This is a genomic window from Streptomyces sp. HD (assembly GCF_028369295.1).
In the GTDB taxonomy this organism is placed as follows: domain Bacteria; phylum Actinomycetota; class Actinomycetes; order Streptomycetales; family Streptomycetaceae; genus Streptomyces.
Window position 1 is genome coordinate 37,419 of sequence record NZ_JAQMYP010000012.1, and the last position, 18,957, is coordinate 56,375.

Annotated in this window: 14 protein-coding genes and 1 riboswitch; of the genes, 5 read left to right on the forward strand and 9 right to left on the reverse strand. The window is 68.8% G+C overall.

The features are described 5' to 3' along the window. Window positions 1-70 precede the first annotated feature (70 nt). Window positions 71-1,156, forward strand: coding sequence for an epi-isozizaene synthase (gene cyc1 / locus POF73_RS14160; protein ID WP_272115221.1), 1,086 nt, complete (start codon window positions 71-73; stop codon window positions 1,154-1,156). Continuing rightward, entirely contained in the window at window positions 1,153-2,532 is a 1,380-nt protein-coding gene (locus tag POF73_RS14165; RefSeq protein WP_272115072.1) for a bifunctional albaflavenone monooxygenase/terpene synthase, read from the forward strand. Before cyc1 ends, POF73_RS14165 begins: the two co-directional genes overlap by 4 nt. 29 nt (window positions 2,533-2,561) lie before the next feature. Here the strand turns inward: POF73_RS14165 and POF73_RS14170 are convergent, their stop codons facing one another. Then, window positions 2,562-3,527: a helix-turn-helix domain-containing protein gene (locus tag POF73_RS14170; RefSeq protein WP_272115073.1), complete on the reverse strand. Its 966-nt coding sequence runs from the start codon at window positions 3,525-3,527 to the stop codon at window positions 2,562-2,564. A 92-nt stretch (window positions 3,528-3,619) separates the two neighbouring features. Between POF73_RS14170 and POF73_RS14175 the strand changes: the two genes are divergently transcribed. Further along, window positions 3,620-3,859, forward strand: coding sequence for a hypothetical protein (locus POF73_RS14175; RefSeq protein WP_272115075.1), 240 nt, complete (start codon window positions 3,620-3,622; stop codon window positions 3,857-3,859). On the opposite strand, the gene POF73_RS14180 is transcribed toward POF73_RS14175, so the two are convergent. The 3 genes from POF73_RS14180 to POF73_RS14190 all read right to left on the reverse strand — a co-directional run bounded on the left by POF73_RS14180 (window position 3,772) and on the right by POF73_RS14190 (window position 7,993). Next, entirely contained in the window at window positions 3,772-4,785 is a 1,014-nt protein-coding gene (locus POF73_RS14180) for a ribonucleotide-diphosphate reductase subunit beta (RefSeq protein WP_272115076.1), read from the reverse strand. The two genes, POF73_RS14175 and POF73_RS14180, sit on opposite strands and share 88 nt — an antisense overlap. Continuing rightward, entirely contained in the window at window positions 4,785-7,172 is a 2,388-nt protein-coding gene (locus tag POF73_RS14185) for a ribonucleoside-diphosphate reductase subunit alpha (protein ID WP_272115077.1), read from the reverse strand. Before POF73_RS14185 ends, POF73_RS14180 begins: the two co-directional genes overlap by 1 nt. 125 nt (window positions 7,173-7,297) lie before the next feature. After that, window positions 7,298-7,434, reverse strand: a riboswitch (cobalamin riboswitch). A 52-nt stretch (window positions 7,435-7,486) separates the two neighbouring features. Continuing rightward, window positions 7,487-7,993 (reverse strand): GNAT family N-acetyltransferase, encoded by a 507-nt coding sequence (locus POF73_RS14190; protein WP_272115078.1) that lies wholly within the window; start codon window positions 7,991-7,993, stop codon window positions 7,487-7,489. Window positions 7,994-8,147: 154 nt separating this feature from the next. On the opposite strand from POF73_RS14190, the gene POF73_RS14195 reads away from it, so the two are divergent. Further along, window positions 8,148-11,675, forward strand: a complete 3,528-nt coding sequence (locus POF73_RS14195; RefSeq protein ID WP_272115080.1) for an ATP-binding protein — start codon at window positions 8,148-8,150, stop codon at window positions 11,673-11,675. Window positions 11,676-11,969: 294 nt separating this feature from the next. On the opposite strand, the gene mctP is transcribed toward POF73_RS14195, so the two are convergent. The 5 genes from mctP to POF73_RS14220 all read right to left on the reverse strand — a co-directional run bounded on the left by mctP (window position 11,970) and on the right by POF73_RS14220 (window position 17,277). Further along, complete coding sequence (gene mctP / locus POF73_RS14200) at window positions 11,970-13,568, reverse strand: monocarboxylate uptake permease MctP (protein ID WP_272115081.1); 1,599 nt, start codon at window positions 13,566-13,568, stop codon at window positions 11,970-11,972. Continuing rightward, the gene (locus POF73_RS14205; RefSeq protein WP_272115082.1) at window positions 13,565-13,831 is read right to left on the reverse strand and encodes a DUF3311 domain-containing protein; all 267 of its coding nucleotides are present in this window, start codon (window positions 13,829-13,831) and stop codon (window positions 13,565-13,567) included. Before POF73_RS14205 ends, mctP begins: the two co-directional genes overlap by 4 nt. A 126-nt stretch (window positions 13,832-13,957) precedes the next feature. Next, a complete protein-coding gene (locus POF73_RS14210; RefSeq protein ID WP_272115083.1) occupies window positions 13,958-14,173 on the reverse strand; it encodes a YbdD/YjiX family protein in 216 nt (71 codons plus the stop codon). Further along, window positions 14,127-16,283, reverse strand: coding sequence for a carbon starvation CstA family protein (locus tag POF73_RS14215; RefSeq protein ID WP_272115085.1), 2,157 nt, complete (start codon window positions 16,281-16,283; stop codon window positions 14,127-14,129). The genes POF73_RS14210 and POF73_RS14215 overlap by 47 nt, the downstream gene beginning before the upstream one ends. Before the next feature lie 229 nt (window positions 16,284-16,512). Continuing rightward, on the reverse strand, window positions 16,513-17,277 hold the full coding sequence (locus POF73_RS14220; protein ID WP_272115086.1) for a GntR family transcriptional regulator: 765 nt from the start codon (window positions 17,275-17,277) through the stop codon (window positions 16,513-16,515). Window positions 17,278-17,584: 307 nt separating this feature from the next. Here POF73_RS14220 and POF73_RS14225 point away from each other — a divergent pair, with 307 nt between their 5' ends. Next, window positions 17,585-18,862: an extracellular solute-binding protein gene (locus tag POF73_RS14225; RefSeq protein WP_272115089.1), complete on the forward strand. Its 1,278-nt coding sequence runs from the start codon at window positions 17,585-17,587 to the stop codon at window positions 18,860-18,862. Window positions 18,863-18,957: the final 95 nt, after the last annotated feature.

The window sequence follows — 18,957 nt, forward strand, 5'->3', positions numbered from 1 at the left end:
GACGGCGCACGCCCGGTACGGCGGGACGGTGTGCAGCACTGCACAACTGGCGGCTGAGAGGGGTTTGTCCGTGCATGCTTTCTCACACAGCACCACGTCGACACCGACGGCGGTCCCGGTCCCACCATCGCTCTCTCTCCCGGTGATCGAAACAGCGTTTCCCAGGCAACTCCATCCGTATTGGCCCCGGCTCCAGGACAAGACCCGCACCTGGCTCCTTGAAAAGCGGCTGATGCCGGCCGACAAGGTCGAAGAATATGCCGACGGACTTTGCTACACCGACCTCATGGCGGGGTACTACATTGGCGCCCCCGAGGAGGTGCTCCAGGCGATTGCGGACTTCAGCGCGTGGTTCTTCGTCTGGGACGACCGGCACGACCGCGACATCGTCCACTACCGCCCTGCCGCCTGGCGGCGGCTGAGGTTCCGCCTGCACGCGGCCCTCGACTCCCCCGTGGAGCATCTGCACCACGGAGATCCGCTGGTCGCGGGGTTCGCGGACAGTCTGGTGCGGCTGTACTCGTTCCTGCCCCGCACCTGGAGGGCCCGGTTCGCCCGCCACTTCCACACGGTCATCGAGGCGTACGACCGGGAATTCCGCAACCGTACCGAGGGAATCATCCCCACCGTCGAGGAATACCTCGCACTGCGCCGGCTCACCTTCGCGCACTGGATATGGACCGATCTGCTTGAGCTGAGCGCGGGGCTGGCCCTCCCGGACCGCGTACGAAAACATCCGGCATATCGGCGGCCGGCGTTGCTGAGTCAGGAATTCGCCGCCTGGTACAACGATCTGTGCTCATTCCCGAAGGAAATAGCGGGCGATGACGTACACAATCTCGGGATCAGTCTCATCACCCACAAAGGGCTGTCCCTGGAAGAAGCGGTGACGGAAGTCAGACAACGGGTCGAGGGCTGCATATCCGATTTCCTTCTGGCCGAGCAGGTGGCCCTGGAATTCGCCGACTCCCTGTCCGACGGCACGCTGTGGGGAAAGGAACTCAGTGCCGCCGTCCGGGCCTGCGTCACCAATATGCGCAACTGGTTCAGCTCGGTCTACTGGTTCCACCACGAGTCCGGCCGATACCGGGTCGACAGCTGGGAGGACCGGTCCACGCCCCCGTACGTCGACAACGAAGCGGCAGGTGAGAAATGAGCGTCGAGTCCGTAAGGCCGCAGGACCGACCCGGTACGGCCACGGAGCTGCGTGAGCCGCCCCTCGCGGGCGGAGCGGTTCCGCTTCTCGGTCACGGCTGGAAGATGGTCCGCGATCCGCTGGCCTTCATGGCCGCGCTGCGGGAACACGGTGACGTCGTACGGATCAAGCTCGGGCCGAAGACGGTGTACGCCGTCACCACGCCGGACCTCACCGGCGCGCTGGCGCTGAGTACCGACTTCGAGATCGCCGGGCCGCTGTGGGAGTCCCTGGAAAGCTTGCTCGGGAAGGAGGGCGTGGCCACTGCCAACGGCCCACGCCACCGCCGTCAGCGGCGCACCATCCAGCCCGCCTTCCGGCTCGACGCGATCCCCGGGTACGGGCCGATCATGGAGGAGGAGGCGCATGGGCTGGCCGAGCGCTGGCAGCCCGGCGAGACCATCGACTGCACCGCCGAGTCCTTCCGGATCGCCGTGCGGATCGTCGCCCGCTGTCTGCTGCGCGGCGCGTACATGGACGAGCGGGCCGACCGGCTGTGCGCGGCGCTGGACACCCTCTTCCGCGGCATGTACCGACGGATGGTGATCCCGCTCGGGCCGCTTTACAACCTGCCGCTCCCGGCCAACCGTGCATTCAACGGAGCTCTGGCCGATTTTCATCTCCTGGTCGACGAGGTCGTCGCCGAACGCCGCGCATCCGGTCAAAGGCCGGACGATTTGCTGACGGCATTGCTGGAGGCGAAGGACGAGAATGGCGACCCCATCGGGGAGCAGGAGATCCACGATCAGGTCGTCGCGATATTCACCGCCGGAACCGAAACCGTGGCCTCCACGATCTTGTGGCTGCTCCATGTACTCGCGGAACACCCGGAACACGCAGACAAGGTACGCACGGAGGTCGAATCAGTCACCGGTGGGCGGCCCGTGGCATTCGAGGACGTCCGCGGGCTGCGGCACACCAACAATGTCATCGTGGAGGCGATCCGTTTGCGCCCCGCGATCTGGATTCTGACCCGGCGGGCGGTGACCGATACGTCACTCGGTGGCTATCGCATTCCGGCCGGGTCCGACATCGTCTACAGCCCCTACGCGATCCAACGCGACCCGAAGTCGTATGCACGCAACCTTGACTTCGACCCCGACCGCTGGCTTCCGGAACGCGTCAAGGACGTACCGAAATACGCCATGAGCCCGTTCGGCGTCGGCAACCGCAAGTGTCCGAGCGACCACTTCTCCATGGCGATGCTGACACTGATCACGGCGGCCCTGTCCGCCCGCTACCGCTTCGAGCAGGTGCCCGCCTCGAACGACACCACCCGGGTGGGCATCACCCTGCACCCGCACACACTGCTGCTGCGGCCGGTGGCCCGGCCCTAGACGACGAGGGCCTGGCCGCCGGTGATCGGCTACGCGGCGGTCGGGCCCTGGAACGTGCGGCGGTAGGTGTTCGGGGTCGTGCCCAGTGCGCGGACGAACTGGTGGCGCAGTGCGGCCGCCGTGCCGAACCCTGTTCGACCGGCGATCGTGTCCACCGTCTCGTCCGTCGCCTCCAGCAACTCCTGTGCCAGCAGCACTCGTTGGCGCAGGATCCAGCGGTAGGGAGTCGTGCCGGTCTCCTGCTGGAAGCGGCGGGCGAAGGTGCGCGGGGACATGTGCGCGCGCTCGGCGAGCTGCTCGACGGTGACCTCCTCGTCGAGGTGCTGCTCCATCCACGCCAGCACCTCGCCGACCGTGTCGCACTGGGAGCGGGGCAGCGGGCGCTCGATGTACTGCGCCTGCCCGCCGTCCCGGTGCGGCGGCACCACCATGCGCCGGGCGATCTTGTTGGCCACCTCGGGCCCCTGCTCCTGCCGCACGATGTGCAGACAGGCGTCGATGCCGGCGGCGGTGCCGGCGCTGGTGATCACCGGCCCCTCGTCGACGTAGAGCACGTCCGGCTCGACGATCGCCTTCGGGTGCCGTCGGGACAGTTCCCCGGCCTGCCGCCAGTGCACGCTGCACCGCCGCCCGTCGAGCAGTCCGGCCGCGCCCAGCACGAACACGCCGGAGCAGACGCTGAGCACTCGCGCACCCCGGTCCACGGCCCTGACCAGGGCGTCCAGCAGCTCGGGCGGATAGGCGCGGGTGATGTAGCCGTCCCCGGCCGGCACGGCGATCAGGTCGGCCTCCTCCAGCCGCTCCAGGCCGTGCGGCGTGGAGACGGTGAGTCCGCCGACATGCGTGCCCAGTGCCGGTCCCTCGGCCGAGGCGACGGCGAAGTCGTAGGTGGGCAGCCCCTCGTCACTGCGGTCGAGCCCGAAGACCTCGCAGACGACGCCCAGTTCAAAGGGGTGCACACCGTCCAGGAGTACGGCGGCCACGTTTCTCAGCATGCTGCCAGTGTGCCTCGCGGCTGGCAGTAAATCGAGGGTGTGCGGCAGTCCTGCCACTGTTCGTAAGGAGTGTCCGGCGCGACAGTGGTGTCATGACTGCAGAACAGACCCAGACACTGCTCGCCATGGTCGCCGTGCTCGGCATGTTCGTCCTCCTGGTCCTCCCGTCAGTGATCGGGATCGTGCACGACCGGCGCATCGACCGTCAGATCAGGGAGGCCCAGGAACGCGACGAGAGCGAGGCTCAGAAGTCCTCGTCCAGGTCGACGGTGCCCTCCACCGCCACCTGGTACGCCGACGGACGCCGCTCGAAGAAGTTGGTGAGCTCCTGAACACCCTGCAGCTCCATGAAGCTGAAGGGGTTCTCGGAGCCGTACACCGGAGCGAAGCCGAGGCGCGTCAGGCGCTGGTCGGCGACACACTCCAGGTACTGCCGCATCGAGTCGGTGTTCATGCCCGGGAGGCCGTCACCGCACAGGTCGCGCGCGAACTGCAGCTCGGCCTCGACGGCCTCCTTCAGCATGTCGGTGACCTGCTCCTGGAGCTGGTCGTCGAAGAGCTCCGGCTCCTCCTTGCGGACGGTGTCGACCACGTCGAACGCGAAGGACATGTGCATCGTCTCGTCGCGGAACACCCAGTTGGTGCCGGTGGCCAGACCGTGCAGCAGACCCCGGCTGCGGAACCAGTAGACGTACGCGAAGGCACCGTAGAAGAACAGGCCCTCGATGCACGCGGCGAAGCAGATCAGGTTCAGCAGGAAGCGACGCCGGTCGGCCTTGGTCTGCAGGCTCTCCAGCTTCTCGACCTCGTTGATCCACTTGAAGCAGAACTCGGCCTTCTCGCGGATCGAGGGGATGTTCTCGACGGCGTCGAAGGCGGCCGCCCTGTCCTCCGGGTCGGGGAGGTAGGTGTCCAGCAGCGTCAGATAGAACTGGACGTGCACGGCCTCCTCGAAGAGCTGGCGCGACAGGTACAGGCGCGCCTCCGGGGAGTTGATGTGCTTGTACAGCGTGAGCACCAGGTTGTTCGCCACGATCGAGTCGCCCGTAGCGAAGAACGCGACCAGCCGGCCGATCATGTGCTGCTCACCCTCGGACAGCTTCGCGAGATCGGCGACGTCCGAGTGGAGGTCGACCTCCTCCACGGTCCAGGTGTTCTTGATGGCGTCCCGGTAGCGCTCGTAGAAGTCCGGGTAGCGCATGGGACGCAGGGTCAGTTCGAAGCCCGGGTCGAGAAGGTTGGCGTTACGGGTACTCATTACTGGCAGGCCTCGCAGGACTCGGGGTTTTCCAGGGAGCAGGCGACGGCGTCGGGCTCGGCGACCTGCTGGACGGGGATGGTCTTCTCGGGCTGGGCGCTCTGGCCCTGGGCGGCGCGGGCGATGCGGGTCGCCGGGCGTGAGCGCAGGTAGTACGTCGTCTTCAGGCCCGACTTCCAGGCGTACGCGTACATCGAGGAGAGCTTGCCGATGGTCGGCGTCTCCAGGAAGAGGTTCAGGGACTGCGACTGGTCCAGGAACGGGGTCCGGGCGGCGGCCATGTCGATGAGCCCGCGCTGCGGGATCTCCCACGCCGTGCGGTACAGGGCCCGTACGTCCGCCGGGATCCAGGCGAAGTCCTGCACCGAGCCGTTGGCCTCGCGCAGCGCCTCACGGGTGCGGGCGTCCCAGACGCCGAGCGCCTTCAGCTCGTCGACCAGGTAGGAGTTGACCTGGAGGAACTCGCCGGACAGCGTCTCGCGCTTGAACAGGTTGGAGACCTGCGGCTCGATGCACTCGTAGACACCGGCGATGGACGCGATGGTGGCGGTCGGCGCGATGGCGAGCAGCAGGGAGTTGCGCAGACCGGTCGTGGCGATACGGCTGCGCAGCGCGGCCCAGCGCTCCGGCCAGGTCAGCTCGACGTCGTAGTGGTCGGGGTGCAGCACGCCCTGGGCGGTACGGGTCTTCTCCCAGGCCGGCAGTGGGCCGCCCCGCTCGGCGAGGTCGGCGGACGCCTCGTACGCGGCGAGCATGATGCGCTCGGCGATACGCGTGGAGAGCGCCTTCGCCTCGGCCGAGTCGAAGGGCAGCCGCAGCTTGAAGAAGACGTCCTGGAGGCCCATCGCGCCCAGGCCCACCGGCCGCCACTTGGCGTTGGAGCGGCCCGCCTGCTCGGTCGGGTAGAAGTTGATGTCGACGACACGGTCCAGGAAGGTGACGGCCGTGCGGACGGTGGCGTCCAGCCGCTCCCAGTCGATGTCACCGGTCGCCATGTCGACAAAGGCGCCCAGGTTGACCGAGCCCAGGTTGCAGACCGCCGTCTCCCCGTCGTCGGTGACCTCCAGGATCTCCGTGCAGAGGTTGGAGGAGTGCACGACATGGCCCGGCAGCGCCGTCTGGTTGGCGGTGCGGTTGGCGGCGTCCTTGAAGGTCATCCAGCCGTTGCCGGTCTGCGCGAGGGTGCGCATCATGCGGCCGTACAGGTCACGGGCCGGGATGGCCTTCTTCGCGAGCCCGGCGGCCTCGGCCTTCCGGTACGCCGCGTCGAACTCCTCGCCCCACAGGTCGACCAGCTCGGGCACGTCCGACGGGGAGAAGAGGCTCCACAGCTCGTCGGCGTTGACCCGGCGCATGAACTCGTCCGGGATCCAGTGCGCGAGGTTCAGGTTGTGCGTACGCCGGGCGTCCTCACCGGTGTTGTCCCGCAGCTCCAGGAACTCCTCGATGTCGGAGTGCCAGGTCTCCAGGTACACCGCGGCAGCACCCTTGCGCCGGCCGCCCTGGTTCACCGCGGCGACGGAGGCGTCGAGGGTCTTCAGGAACGGGACGATGCCGTTGGAGTGCCCGTTGGTGCCCCGGATCAGCGAACCGCGGCTGCGGATGCGCGAGTACGAAAGACCGATGCCGCCGGCGTGCTTCGAGAGGCGGGCGACCTGGTGGTAGCGGTCGTAGATGGAGTCCAGCTCGTCCAGGGGGGAGTCCAGGAGGTAGCAGGACGACATCTGGGGGTGCCGGGTGCCGGAGTTGAAGAGGGTGGGGGAGGAGGGGAGGTAGTCGAGGCGGCTCATGAGCCCGTAGAGCGCGGCGACTTCGTCCACCGACCGGGTCGTGTCGTCCTCGGCGAGGCCCGCGGCGACGCGCAGCATGAAGTGCTGGGGCGTCTCGATCACCTTGCGGGTGAGGGGGTGCCGCAGGAGGTACCGGCTGTGCAGGGTGCGCAGGCCGAAGTAGCCGAAGCGGTCGTCGGCGCCGGTGTCGACCAGGGCGTCGAGGCGGGCCGCGTGCAGACGCGCGAAGTCGGCGGTGCGGTCGGCGATCAGGCCCTCGCGGTGGCCTACGGCGACCGACTCGGTGAAGGACGTCACGCCCTGCGAGGCGGCCTCGGCGGCGATGGAGATGGTCAGCAGCCGGGCGGCCAGCCTGCTGTAGGCGGGGTCCTCGGAGATGAGACCGGCGGCCGCCTCGGTGGCCAGCTCGCGCAGCTCCGCCTCGTCGGCCCGGGCGGACCGGCCGCGCAACGCGGCGGCGGCGACCCGGCCGGCGTCGGCGTCGGGGAGGTCGGCGGTCAGCTCGGTGAGGGTCCGCAGCAAGGCAGTTCCGGGGGCGTCCTCGTCGGGGGCGACGATCGGGACGGCTGAAGCCGGGTCTGCTGGCGCGATGGTCACGTGGGGGCTCTCCCTCGCTCGGCACGGGGGCCTTGCGGAGGGCAGGGGGCAGCACACGAGCGCACGGGGCGTCGCGTCCACCGGCCCATTCCACGAGGCCCGGACGTCAGGGCGCACCGGCCGGTCGGCCGGGCGCGCTGTCGACAGGTCCTCGGACTGACTCCTGTGCACGCTTCTGGGAACAGACATGCACAAGTACACCGTTGCGGGACAGTTCCGGATTCGCACCGGATTCCCCTGCGGCGACAGCGAGGACGAGCATACATCTTGTGCTCACCCGCCACGCCACCCCCAGATGTTGTGTCGCGCTGGTTTCAGAGCGTCAACTCGTAGGTGAGGAGAGTGATGTCGTCCAGCTGCGGGAGCGGATTCCAGTCGCGGTCGGGTGTACGAACGAAGCCCAGACGTTCGTAGATGCGGTGCGCGCCGTGCATGGTGCGCTGGGTCGACAGGACGATGCGTACGCAGCCCTCCGTGGCCCTCGCCCGGTCGACGCAGGCGCGCACCAGGGCCTCGCCGGCGCCGCGCCCGCGGGCCGTGCGGTCGACGGCGAGCATCCGGATCTCGGCCTCTTGGGAGCCGGCTATGTCGGCCATGGGCCCGCCGCTCGGCACGAAGGTCACGCCGCCCAGCAGCCGGTCGTCCTCGACGGCCACCAGCACCTCGGCGGCGGCCGCACGCTTCGCCACGTCCCTGAGCTCGCCGAGGTACTCGTCGCTCTCGCCGAAGTCGAGGAGGCCGTCCTGGAGGTAGGCCCGGGCGGTGATGTCGCCGAGGGTGTCGTATTCGCCGGGTTCCGCCTGCCGGATCACGAGGTCCATGGCCCCGAGTCTGCCGGAAGGGCAGGACCGAGGGCCTGGGGTTTTCGCAGGGGGCCGCCGGGTTGCGGGGCGTTGCGGGAGTGCTTCCATGGAGGTAGGTGCCGGCGCCCGTGGTCCCTCCGTTTCGAGAGCCCCTCTCGGAAGGAGACGCACGATGACGAGCTGGGCCGGGCGCGGGTTCGAGGGCCGCCGGCACACACGGGCGATCCGCACGGAGGCCCGACGCGGCACCACCCGCCCCAGGAAATGGCGCCGTGGGCTCTCCTACACCAACGTCACCCGGGCCATCTGGATCGTCGCCGCGCTGGCGTTGCTGGCCTGGATCGCGGAGGGCGTGTACATCCTGATCACGCAGGACACGACCCCCTTCGAGCGGTGGCGGGACGGGAACCTGGGCTTCGACACCGTCATGCGCTTCGTCGGCCCGGTGCTCACCGCGTCGATCGCCGCCACGCTGTTTCTGTTCTGGTGGTACCGATGGACCAAGCGGCGCTACCTCGCGAAGGCCCGCGAGGACCCGCACCGGCTGGTGCTCACCGCCGGATCGGACACCGCCGAGATCGTGGGCCGGGAGGAGATCGCCCAGGTCATCGCCGAGCGGCTGCGGGAGCGCGACACCCGCCGGCCCTATCTGCTGGTCGGCGGCGTCGGCGTGGGCAAGACCGCCGTACTGGTACGGCTCACCGAACTGCTGGCCGAGCAGAACGCCGTGCCCGTGCCGATCCGGCTGCGGGACGCGACCGGCGGAAACGACCTGAACTTCGAACGCATGGCGAGGGAGCGGTTCGCCGAGGAGGCACCCCGGGGCATCCTCGCCCGCAGCAAGACCGAGCGGGTCTGGCAGCAACTGCTCGCCGACGACAAGCCGGTCGTCATCGCCGACGGACTGGAGGAGGCCCTCCTCGGCGACGGCCTCCAGCAGAACCGGGACAACATCATCCGGCGGGCCATCGAGCGCGCCCACGAGGAGAAGCTGCCCCTCGTCATCGCCTCCCGGCCGCACAGCCCGCTGGAGAGCACCTCCGCCGCGATCGTGGAGCTGGAACCGCTCGGTGAGGAGGAGGCCCTGCGTTTCGTCCAGGCGCACGTCCCGGAGACGGACGAGCGCCGCGTGGACTGGATCGTGGAGACGGCCGAGGTGACCGAGTCGCCCGTCTACCTCCAGATCGCCCGCGAACTGCACCGCCACGGAGCCCTGGAGCACGACCGGCCGGACAACGATCCACAGCACATGAACACCCGCAGCCGGGACCGCGGCACGCTGCGCCTGTGGCTGCTGGAGACCTGGGACGAGGCGCTGTGCGAGGGCCGGCTGCGCGAGGGCGTCGCGCTGTCCCCGCAGGCACGCCGCGACACCCTCGAAGTGGTCTCCGCCCTGGCCTGCGTCGGCCTGCTCCAGGACAAGCTGGAGGTCGGCTTCGGGGAACTGCTCGACACGGACGTCCACCCCGGCCCGGCCCGGCGCGCACAGGCCCGGGCCGAGCACCTGTGGGCCGGCCGGCGGGGCTTCGACCGGTACGGCAGACGCGGGAACGACTTCTCCGAGTGGCACCGGCAGCAGATCTGGGACGTGCTCCTTGAGCGGCTCGGCGACGAGGAGAGGAAGCGGCTGCACGGGGGCAACATGGACCAGTGCCGCGCCGCCCTCGCCCGCTTCGCCAGCAACGCGGACAAGCTGGGACTGGTGGAGGGCTTCGAGCGGCGGGTCCGCTTCCCGCACAGCATCATCCAGGCCTACTTCGGCTACCGCGTCCTGAACCACCTCGGCGAGCGGGGCGCCGGCGAGCTCGTCGAACATTCGCTGCAACCGCCCGGGCCCAGCCGTGAACTGCTGATCGCGCTGGTGCTGTTGTCCCGTCGCAAGGCGGCGGAGCGCAGGGCTCCCGGGGGCGGGGTCCGAGCCGAGGCGAAGAAGGAGATCGAGGACCTGGTCCGCCGCTCACCCGTGCGGGGCCACACCCTGGCCCACCGGCTCTGCCGGGCCGCCAACCGCCGTACCGACGACCCGAAGGCCCTCGATCTGTACTCGGCCGCCGTGGAGATCGAGAGCGTGGAGGAGAACCCCAGACTGCTCGGCGTCATCGTCGACAGGGTGCGTACGAGCTGGGCCGGTTTCCGGGGCGACCGGCGCACCCTTGAGGACGCGAAACTGAGACTGCTCAAGCAACTCGGCGCCGCGCTGCGGAGGGTCTCGCACCGGATCGACTCCACCCCGCTGTACGACCAGTTCTTCGAGATCGGCATCCAGGACCCCTCCCACTCCATCCGGCTCGCCGCCGCCCAGGAGTTCGGCACCGGGGGTAACGCGGCGTTCGCCGTGATCCGCGGGCGGGTCGGACTCAACACCGATCCCGTGGAGGAGTACGAAGACCGGCTCGGCGAGCTGAAGGCCTGGAAGCAGAAGGAGTACGCCAAGTGGGCCGAGCACATGGGCCGGGCGAGGGCCGCCGGCGCGCCGTCACGGGCCACCGCCGACCGTATCGGCCGGCTCCAGCAGGACCGGCGCAAGGTCAACCAGGAGTACCGGAGGAAACGGGTCGATCTGTCCCGGGAGTTCGTGATGCGGGCCTGGATGATCCCCATGCTGCTGGGCTCCGTCGACGACGCCCACCGCGACGAGGCCCGCGAACGCCTCACCCTGTGGCTGCAGCACCTCGACCCGAAGGCCACCGGCGGCGTCCCCGACCTGCCGCTCGCCCTGGAGGCCGCACTGGCCCAGGGCTTCAAGTACGCGGCCAACCGGCGCAAACGGCACCCGCAGGTCTACCCGGGCGGTCGCGCCGACCTGATCCGGCAGGCCGAGACCGTGCTCCAGCAGTCCCGCTGCTGGTACTCGCAACTCGTCCTGTTGCAGGCCCTGTGTCTGTGGGAGCTCCCGGACAGCGTGGGCGCCCATGAGCGGGACCCGCACGAGGTGGTGGGCCGGGACGACCCCGACGGCGGCCACGAGCGGTCCCGGAAGCTGGGCGGGGCGACGGCCGTACAGACCGTGGAGCGCTGGCTGTCGATGGCCGGAACCGGCAGCGGGGCGCCCGGCTCTCCCGGTGCGAACGGCGACTCGCCCCGGCCGTCCCTGCATCCCTTCGTCGCCGAGGCGGGCGACCTGGTGACCCTCGCGCTGGAGACCGGGCAGCCCGAACGGTTCCTGTGGATCGACGAGACGGGCGTGGCCGACAACATCGGCGCGCGCACCGGCAACCCCGAGGGATACCGCAAGCACAGCCTGTGGATCCCGCCCTCGGTCGGCTGGAGCACCCTCGACGCACGCGCCCAGCGCCTGGTCGCCGATGTGCTGGTGATGCTGAACCTCATCGAACGGGACGGGCACCCGGACGAGGTCGAGGAGCGGATGGCCCGTGCCGAGCAGCCCGGGATGCCGCTCCCGCCGTGCCTGCGCAGCGACCGCGGCCCGCTCCGCCCCGACCTGCGGGTCGGCGTCTCGGACCCGCCCACACCGGGCGCCACCTGCCTGCCCGACTGCAAGTTCCAGCTCTGTCCGTATCCGCCCCGGGGCTGCGTACCGCGCGGGGAGATCCGCGAGCCGTTCTGCCGCCAGCAACAGGCCCTGCTGCCCGGCCGGGTACGCCGCCACCTGCGCGGAGGGACCCCGCACTGGGTCAGCATGCGCGCCCGGGAACTCGACGACTTCTGGCACGAGATGGCCGGACGTACACGCAGCTAGGGGCTGTTTTGAAAGTCCCGCACAGCACCCACGGCGCCCGGCACGCTCCCCCACTGCCTTAAGGGCGTGGGAGGTGCCCCCACTCGCCGCACCGGCCAAAGGCCCCAGTAGCTCCGCTACGAGGGCCTTCGTCCGGCACGCCGAGGGCACGCACCGGCTGTGACACCAGCCGCTGCCGCGGCGGGCGCGGGCACCGCACGGGACTTTCAAAACACCCTAGTGCGGTACGCCCGGCCGGTGAGCGGGTGACTCGGCTCGACGCGACGAACCGGCGCGATGAACCGGTGCGACGAACTAGTGGGCAGCCACCGGAAGTTCCGTCTTCACTCCCGGATCGCCCGCGTCCGCCGTGTAGTCCTCGGGCTTCGTCTCGTCGATGCCCTCGGGGGCCTTCAGCGCCTTGAGGACGAAGGTCAGGACCACGGTGACCACGACATTGAGCACGAACGCGGTGAGGCCGATGTAGCCGATCTCCCCGATGCCCGGGATCTCCTTCGCGGAGCCGCCGAAGTGCTTCTGCGTCGGAGAGGCGACGCCGTACGCGGCGACCGTGCCGTAGATCATGCCGACGGCCCAGCCGGCCAGCAGGGCCCAGCGATGGAACCAGCGGGTGAACAGGCCGCCGACCAGGGCCGGGAAGGTCTGCAGGATCCAGATGCCGCCCAGCAGCTGGAAGTTGATCGCGACCGTCTTGTCCATGGTCAGGACGAAGATCAGGGCGCCCACCTTCACCAGCAGCGAGACCAGCTTGGAGACCTTGGTCTCCTGCGCGGGTGTCGCGTCGGGCTTGATGAAGTCCTTGTAGATGTTGCGGGTGAAGAGGTTCGCCGCCGCGATGGACATGATGGCCGCCGGGACGAGCGCACCGATGCCGATCGCCGCGAAGGCGACGCCCGCGAACCAGGCCGGGAACATGTCCTCGAAGAGCTGCGGGATCGCCAGCTGGGGGTTGGTGGCCTGGACTCCGGCCGCGATCGCCATGAAGCCCAGCAGGGCCAGCAGGCCCAGCATCAGGGAGTACAGCGGCAGGATCGTGGTGTTGCGGCGGATCACCTCACGGCTGCGCGAGGACAGCGTCGCCGTGATCGAGTGCGGGTACATGAAGAGCGCGAGCGCGGAGCCCAACGCCAGCGTGGCGTACGTCCACTGGCCCGCCTCCGGCGGGACCAGGCCGCCCGCGCCGGCCTTCGTGTACTTCTCGCTCGCCGCGGTGAAGATCTCGTCGAACCCGCCCAGCTTGATCGGGATGTAGATGATCGCCACCGCGATGACGACGTAGATCAGCGTGTCCTTGACGAACGCGATCAGCGCGGGGGCACGCAGGCCCGAGGAGTAGGTGTACGCCGCGAGCACGCCGAAGGCGATGAGCAGGGGAAGGTCCTTGATGAACCAGTTGGTGTTCTCGCCGCCGCCGACACCCATCACGTCCAGCACCGCCTGGATGCCGACCAGCTGGAGCGCGATGTACGGCATGGTCGCCAGCAGGCCGGTGACGGCCACCGCCAGCGACAGCCCCTTCGAGCCGAAGCGCCCGCGCACGAAGTCCGAGGTCGTCACATAGCCGTGCTTGTGGGACACCGACCACAGCCGGGGCAGGAACGTGAAGATCAGCGGGTAGACGAGGATCGTGTACGGCACCGCGAAGAAGCCCGCCGCGCCGGCCGCGTAGATCGCCGCCGGGACCGCCACGAAGGTGTACGCCGTGTACAGGTCGCCGCCGAGCAGGAACCAGGTGACCCAGGTGCCGAACGACCGGCCGCCCAGGCCCCATTCGTCGAGGCTGTGCTCGTTCTCGGCCTTGCGCCAGCGCGCGGCCAGGAAGCCCATGACCGTGACGGCCAGGAAGAAGAAGATGAAGACGGCGAGTGCCACGCCGTTCACGCCGTCCTTCATTCCGACGCACCGCCCTTCTGTGCGGCGCGGGCACGCTGGTCACGCTGCCACAGCTTGTACGCGGCCATCGTGAGCAGCGTGGAGATGAGGACCCACAGCATCTGGTACCAGTAGAAGAACGGGATGCCGCCGAGCGCCGGGTCGGTCTTGGCGTACGAACCGACCCACAGCATCGCCACGAAGGGCGCCACCAGGCAGAGCGCGATGACGACCCGCACGGGCGTCACCACCGGCGCTCTGTTCACTTCCGAGGCATCTGACATCTGACGGCTCCGTCCCCTCACTGATCACCTGAAACGCGCAGGCAATGTAGGTGACGGTGCAACGAATGCGGAAGCCCCTGTCCGCATATCGGATGTGGAGGATTGGTGTGTACGGCAGACGTGCCTTCAGCAGCAGCGGAACCCCTGGCGTGGATCCGCCTCCTGACGGTCCGTCCGCATCCGTTCGAAGTCGCGCCGGGAGGGCACGTTCGCGTCCGGGTGCTCTTGCCGTACATGCGCGACATAGCGGTCGTACGCCGACTCGTCGGTCAGCTCCCGCACGTACCAGCGCACACTACTGAGGACCCGTCGAAGACCCGGTACCCGCCGAAGCGACCGCACGGCGCTCCTCCTCCTTCTCGTCCTTCGTCGGGAACAGCCCGGCCGGAGCGGTGATCCTCGACTCGACGTACGGCGCCTCGCTGAGCGTGGACAGGGCCGGGCGGCGGATGTGCCGGACGCAGACACGGGCCGCGTCGGCGATCACGACGACGATCAGGAGCGCGAGGACCGCCGAGAGGACGCCGTCCACCGTGGAGTTGGTGACCACGGTGTGCATGTCGTCCATGGTCTTGGCGGGCGGCAGGACCTCGCCGCGGTCGATGGCGTCCTGGAAGACCTGGCGCTGCTTGAGGAAGCCGACCTTGGGGTCGCTGGAGAACACCTTCTGCCAGCTCGCGGTGAGCGTCACAACGGCGTCCCAGGCGAGCGGAATCCCGGTGATCCAGGCCCACTTGAGGCGGCCCGACTTCACCAGCAGGGTCGTACAGACGGCGAGGGCGACCGCCGCGAGCAGCTGGTTCGAGATGCCGAAGATCGGGAACAGCTGGTTGATGCCGCCGAGGGGCTCGTGGACGCCCACCCACAGGAAGTACCCCCACAGGCCGCACACCGCCGCGCTGGTGATGACCAGGCCGGGCTTCCAGCTGACGTTCCTGAACGGCCGGTAGAGGTTGCCGAGCGTGTCCTGGAGCATGAACCGGCCCACGCGGGTGCCGGCGTCCAGGGCGGTCAGGATGAACAGCGCCTCGAACATGATGGCGAAGTGGTACCAGAAGGCGCGCAGGCCGCCGCCGGTGACCTGCGAGAAGATCTCCGAGACGCCGACCGCGAGGGTGGGGGCGCCGCCCGTCCGGGAGAGCAGGGACGCCTCCTGGACGTTCTCCGCCGCCCGCGCCAGCGCCTCGGGGGAGATCTGGTAACCCCAACTCCCCACCACCTGCGAGGCGTTCTGCACGGTGTTCCCGATGACCCCGGCGGGCGCGTTCATCGCGAAGTACAGGCCCGGGTCGATGATGCTCGCCGCCACCAGTGCCATCACGGCGACCGACGACTCCATCAGCATGGAGCCGTAGCCGATCATCCGGACCTGCGTCTCCTTCTGGATCATCTTCGGCGTCGTGCCCGACGAGATGAGCGAGTGGAAGCCGGACAGGGCGCCGCAGGCGATGGTGATGAACACGAAGGGGAACAGGGAGCCCGCGAAGACCGGGCCGTTGCCGCGCGAGGCGAAGTCCGTCACCGCGTCCATCTTCAACGTCGGCAGCGCGATGACGACGCCGAGGGCGAGCAGCGCGATCGTGCCGATCTTCATGAACGTCGACAGGTAGTCGCGCGGCGCCAGCAGCATCCACACCGGCAGGATCGAGGCGATGAAGCCGTACGCCACCAGCCAGACGACCAGCGTCGAGGGCGCCAGGGTGAAGGTGTCGGCCCACGACGACTCGGCGACCCAGCGGCCCGCGACCAGGGCGAGCAGCAGCAGCGCGACGCCGATCAGCGACACCTCGCTGACCCGGCCGGGGCGCAGCACCCGCAGATAGAAGCCCATCAGCAGGGCGATCGGGATCGTCATCGCGATGGAGAAGGTGCCCCACGGGGACTGTGCGAGGGCGTTGACGATCACCAGCGCCAGTACCCCGAGCAGGATGATCATGATGGCGAAGGCGGCGATCAGCGCCGCCGCGCCGCCGAACGGCCCGATCTCCTCGCGCGCCATCTGGCCGAGGGAGCGTCCGTCGCGGCGGGTGGAGAAGAACAGCACCACCATGTCCTGGACCGCGCCCGCGAAGATGACGCCCACGATGATCCAGATGGTGCCCGGGAGATAGCCCATCTGCGCCGCCAGGACCGGCCCGACCAGCGGTCCGGCACCCGCGATCGCCGCGAAGTGGTGGCCGAGGAGGACTCGGCGGTCGGTGGGATGGAAGTCGATGCCGTTGTTGAGGCGTTCGGCCGGGGTGGCCCTGGTCCTGTCGACCTTCAGGACCTTGTACGCGATGAACTTGGCGTAGAAGCGGTAGGCGATGGCGTACGAGCCGAGGGCGGCCGCGACCATCCAGGCGGCCGAGACGTCCTCGCCGCGCGAGAGTGCGAGCACGGTCCAGCCGGTCGCGCCGACGAGCGCGACGAGCGTCCAGATGAGGATGGTTCGGGGGTTCGCGGTACGCACCGGGTGGTCCTCCCGTCCATGCGGCGACGGGAGGAACGTAGAACAGGAACAGTTGATGCGCTACACCGCGTGCACTACCTCAAGTGGCTTATTCCTGTGGCTGCTTGAGTCTCTAGTCCTGCGGCCGCTTCAGCCGTGCCACGCTGTGTTGTCCCGGGGGGCTGAATTGGATATGCGGCTACCGCCGCGCGGCCCCGGACCCCCCAGCCGCCCCGGCTGCCACCGCGTCTCAGTCCTGCGGCCGCTTCAGCCGCGCCACGAACTTGTAGCGGTCCCCGCGGTACACCGACCGCACCCACTCCACCGGCTGGCCCTCGCGGTCCAGGGAGTGGCGGGAGAGCATCAGCATGGGCAGGCCCACGTCGGTGCCGAGGAGGCCGGCTTCGCGTGGGGTGGCCAGGGAGGTCTCGATGGTCTCCTCGGCCTCGGCGAGATGGACGTCGTAGACCTCGGCCAGCGCGGTGTACAGGGAGGTGTATTTGGCCAGGGAGCGCCGCAGCGCCGGGAAGCGCTTCGCGCTGAGGTGGGTCGTCTCGATGGCCATCGGCTCGCCGTTCGCCATGCGCAGCCGCTCGATGCGCAGCACCCGGCCGCCGGCGGTGATGTCGAGCAGGTCGGCGAGGCGGTCGTCGGCGGTGATGTAGCCGATGTCGAGGAGCTGCGAGGTCGGCTCCAGGCCCTGGGCCCGCATGTCCTCGGTGTACGAGGTGAGCTGGAGTGCCTGTGACACCTTCGGCTTGGCCACGAACGTGCCCTTGCCCTGGATGCGCTCCAGACGCCCCTCGACGACCAGCTCCTGAAGGGCCTGGCGCACGGTCGTGCGCGAGGTGTCGAACTCCGCGGCCAGGGTGCGCTCGGGCGGGACCGGGGTGCCCGGTGCCTGTGTCTCCGTCATGTCGAGGAGGTGCTTCTTCAAGCGGTAGTACTTGGGCACGCGGGCGGTACGGACAGTGGCGCCGTTCTCGTTCTCGGCACTGCTGACGTCGGTGCTCATGCTTGGCCTTCCCGGCTCCGGATGCGGGGTCACGTCGTGATCCCTTCTATATACCGTCGCCCCCGCTTTTGGTCTAGTCCACAGAGGTAAGTGGTCTAGCGGACGAGAGTACTCCGGCGCTGCTGTTTTCGCTGGCTTCTTACTTAAAGGTTCCTTCATATGTAGGTCGCATAACGGCTGGTCAGAGCCGTTTCCGACACCCTTGACAGGGCTTTTGGTCTGGTCCAAGCTCCCGGTACTGGTCTACACCATTGGTCCAGGTCCCGGCCCATGGGCGGGAGGTGTGGGCATCCCTGAGGAGGGTGGCGTGAAGCGCAAGCTGATAACCGCGATCGGTGTCGCGGGCATGATGATCTCCCTGGCGGCGTGCGGGGGCGACAACGGCGACGGCGACGGCAAGGCGGGCGCCGACGGCTACGCGGGCGAGACGCTCACGGTGTGGGTGATGGACGGCTCCTCCCCGGACCAGTGGCAGAAGGATGTCCAGGCCGCGTTCGAGCAGAAGACCAAGGCGAAGGTCAAGTTCGAGGTCCAGCAGTGGAACGGCATCCAGCAGAAGCTGACCACCGCCCTGTCGGAGGAGAACCCGCCGGACGTCTTCGAGATCGGCAACACCCAGACCCCGGCCTACGCCAAGACCGGCGGCCTCGCAGACCTCGCCGACCTCAAGACGCAGATCGGCGCCGACTGGGCCGAGTCCCTCAACGAGTCCTCCATCTATGACGGCAAGCAGTACGCCGCCCCCTGGTACTTCGCCAACCGCGTCGTCCTCTACAACAAGAAGATCTGGGCCGAGGCGGGCATCAAGGACACCCCCAAGACCCGCGACGAGTTCTACGCCGACCTCAAGCAGATCGGCGAGAAGACCGACGCCGAGCCCATCTACCTGCCCGGCCAGAACTGGTACCACTTCGTCGGCCTGACCATCGGTGAGGGCGCCGAGCTGGTGAAGAAGGACGGCGACAAGTACGTCTCCAACCTCGCCGACCCGAAGGTCGCCGCCGCCATGGAGACGTACAAGAAGTTCCAGGCGCTCTCCAAGGCGCCCAAGGACAAGGACGAGGCCACCCCGCAGCAGGGCGAGGTCTTCGGCAAGGGCAACGTCGGTGCCTTCATCGGCATGGGCTGGGAAGCCGGCATCGCCACCAAGGCCAACCCGAAGATCGAGAAGGAGATCGGCTACTTCACCATCCCGGGTGCCACGGCCGACAAGCCCGAGGGCGTCTTCCTCGGCGGCTCCAACCTCGCGGTCGCCGCGGGCAGCAAGAAGCAGGAGCTGGCCAAGGAGTTCCTGAAGATCGCCCTGTCCGACAAGTACGAGGGCGAGCTGGCCAAGCTCAACGGCGTCATCCCGAACAAGGAGGCGCTGCAGACCAACCTCAAGGGCAACGCCGTCGCCGAGGCCGCCGCGCCGGCCGCCGCCGGCGGTGGCACCACGCCGCTGATCCCGGAGTGGGCCGCCGTGGAGAACGCGCCCAACCCGGTCAAGACGTACATGACCGCCGTGCTGAACGGTAAGTCGCCGGCCGAGGCGGCCAAGCAGGTCGAGGACGAGTTCAACAAGCGTCTGGCCCAGCAGCAGTAACGGCACCGGGTCGCGCCGGGGCGGGGGAAGCGCGTGACGCCCCCCGCCCCGGCGACCGTACGCGGGTCCTCGTACGTAGGTCGAGAAGAGAGATC

What these genes read in the sequence shown, in the direction of transcription:
- POF73_RS14165 (WP_272115072.1), top strand. Translation starts at nt 1,153, where the DNA reads ATGAGCGTCGAGTCCGTAAGGCCGCAGGACCGACCCGGTACGGCCACG.
- POF73_RS14170 (WP_272115073.1), bottom strand. Translation starts at nt 3,527, where the DNA reads ATGCTGAGAAACGTGGCCGCCGTACTCCTGGACGGTGTGCACCCCTTT.
- POF73_RS14175 (WP_272115075.1), top strand. Translation starts at nt 3,620, where the DNA reads ATGACTGCAGAACAGACCCAGACACTGCTCGCCATGGTCGCCGTGCTC.
- POF73_RS14180 (WP_272115076.1), bottom strand. Translation starts at nt 4,785, where the DNA reads ATGAGTACCCGTAACGCCAACCTTCTCGACCCGGGCTTCGAACTGACC.
- POF73_RS14190 (WP_272115078.1), bottom strand. Translation starts at nt 7,993, where the DNA reads ATGGACCTCGTGATCCGGCAGGCGGAACCCGGCGAATACGACACCCTC.
- POF73_RS14195 (WP_272115080.1), top strand. Translation starts at nt 8,148, where the DNA reads ATGACGAGCTGGGCCGGGCGCGGGTTCGAGGGCCGCCGGCACACACGG.
- mctP (WP_272115081.1), bottom strand. Translation starts at nt 13,568, where the DNA reads ATGAAGGACGGCGTGAACGGCGTGGCACTCGCCGTCTTCATCTTCTTC.
- POF73_RS14205 (WP_272115082.1), bottom strand. Translation starts at nt 13,831, where the DNA reads ATGTCAGATGCCTCGGAAGTGAACAGAGCGCCGGTGGTGACGCCCGTG.
- POF73_RS14220 (WP_272115086.1), bottom strand. Translation starts at nt 17,277, where the DNA reads ATGAGCACCGACGTCAGCAGTGCCGAGAACGAGAACGGCGCCACTGTC.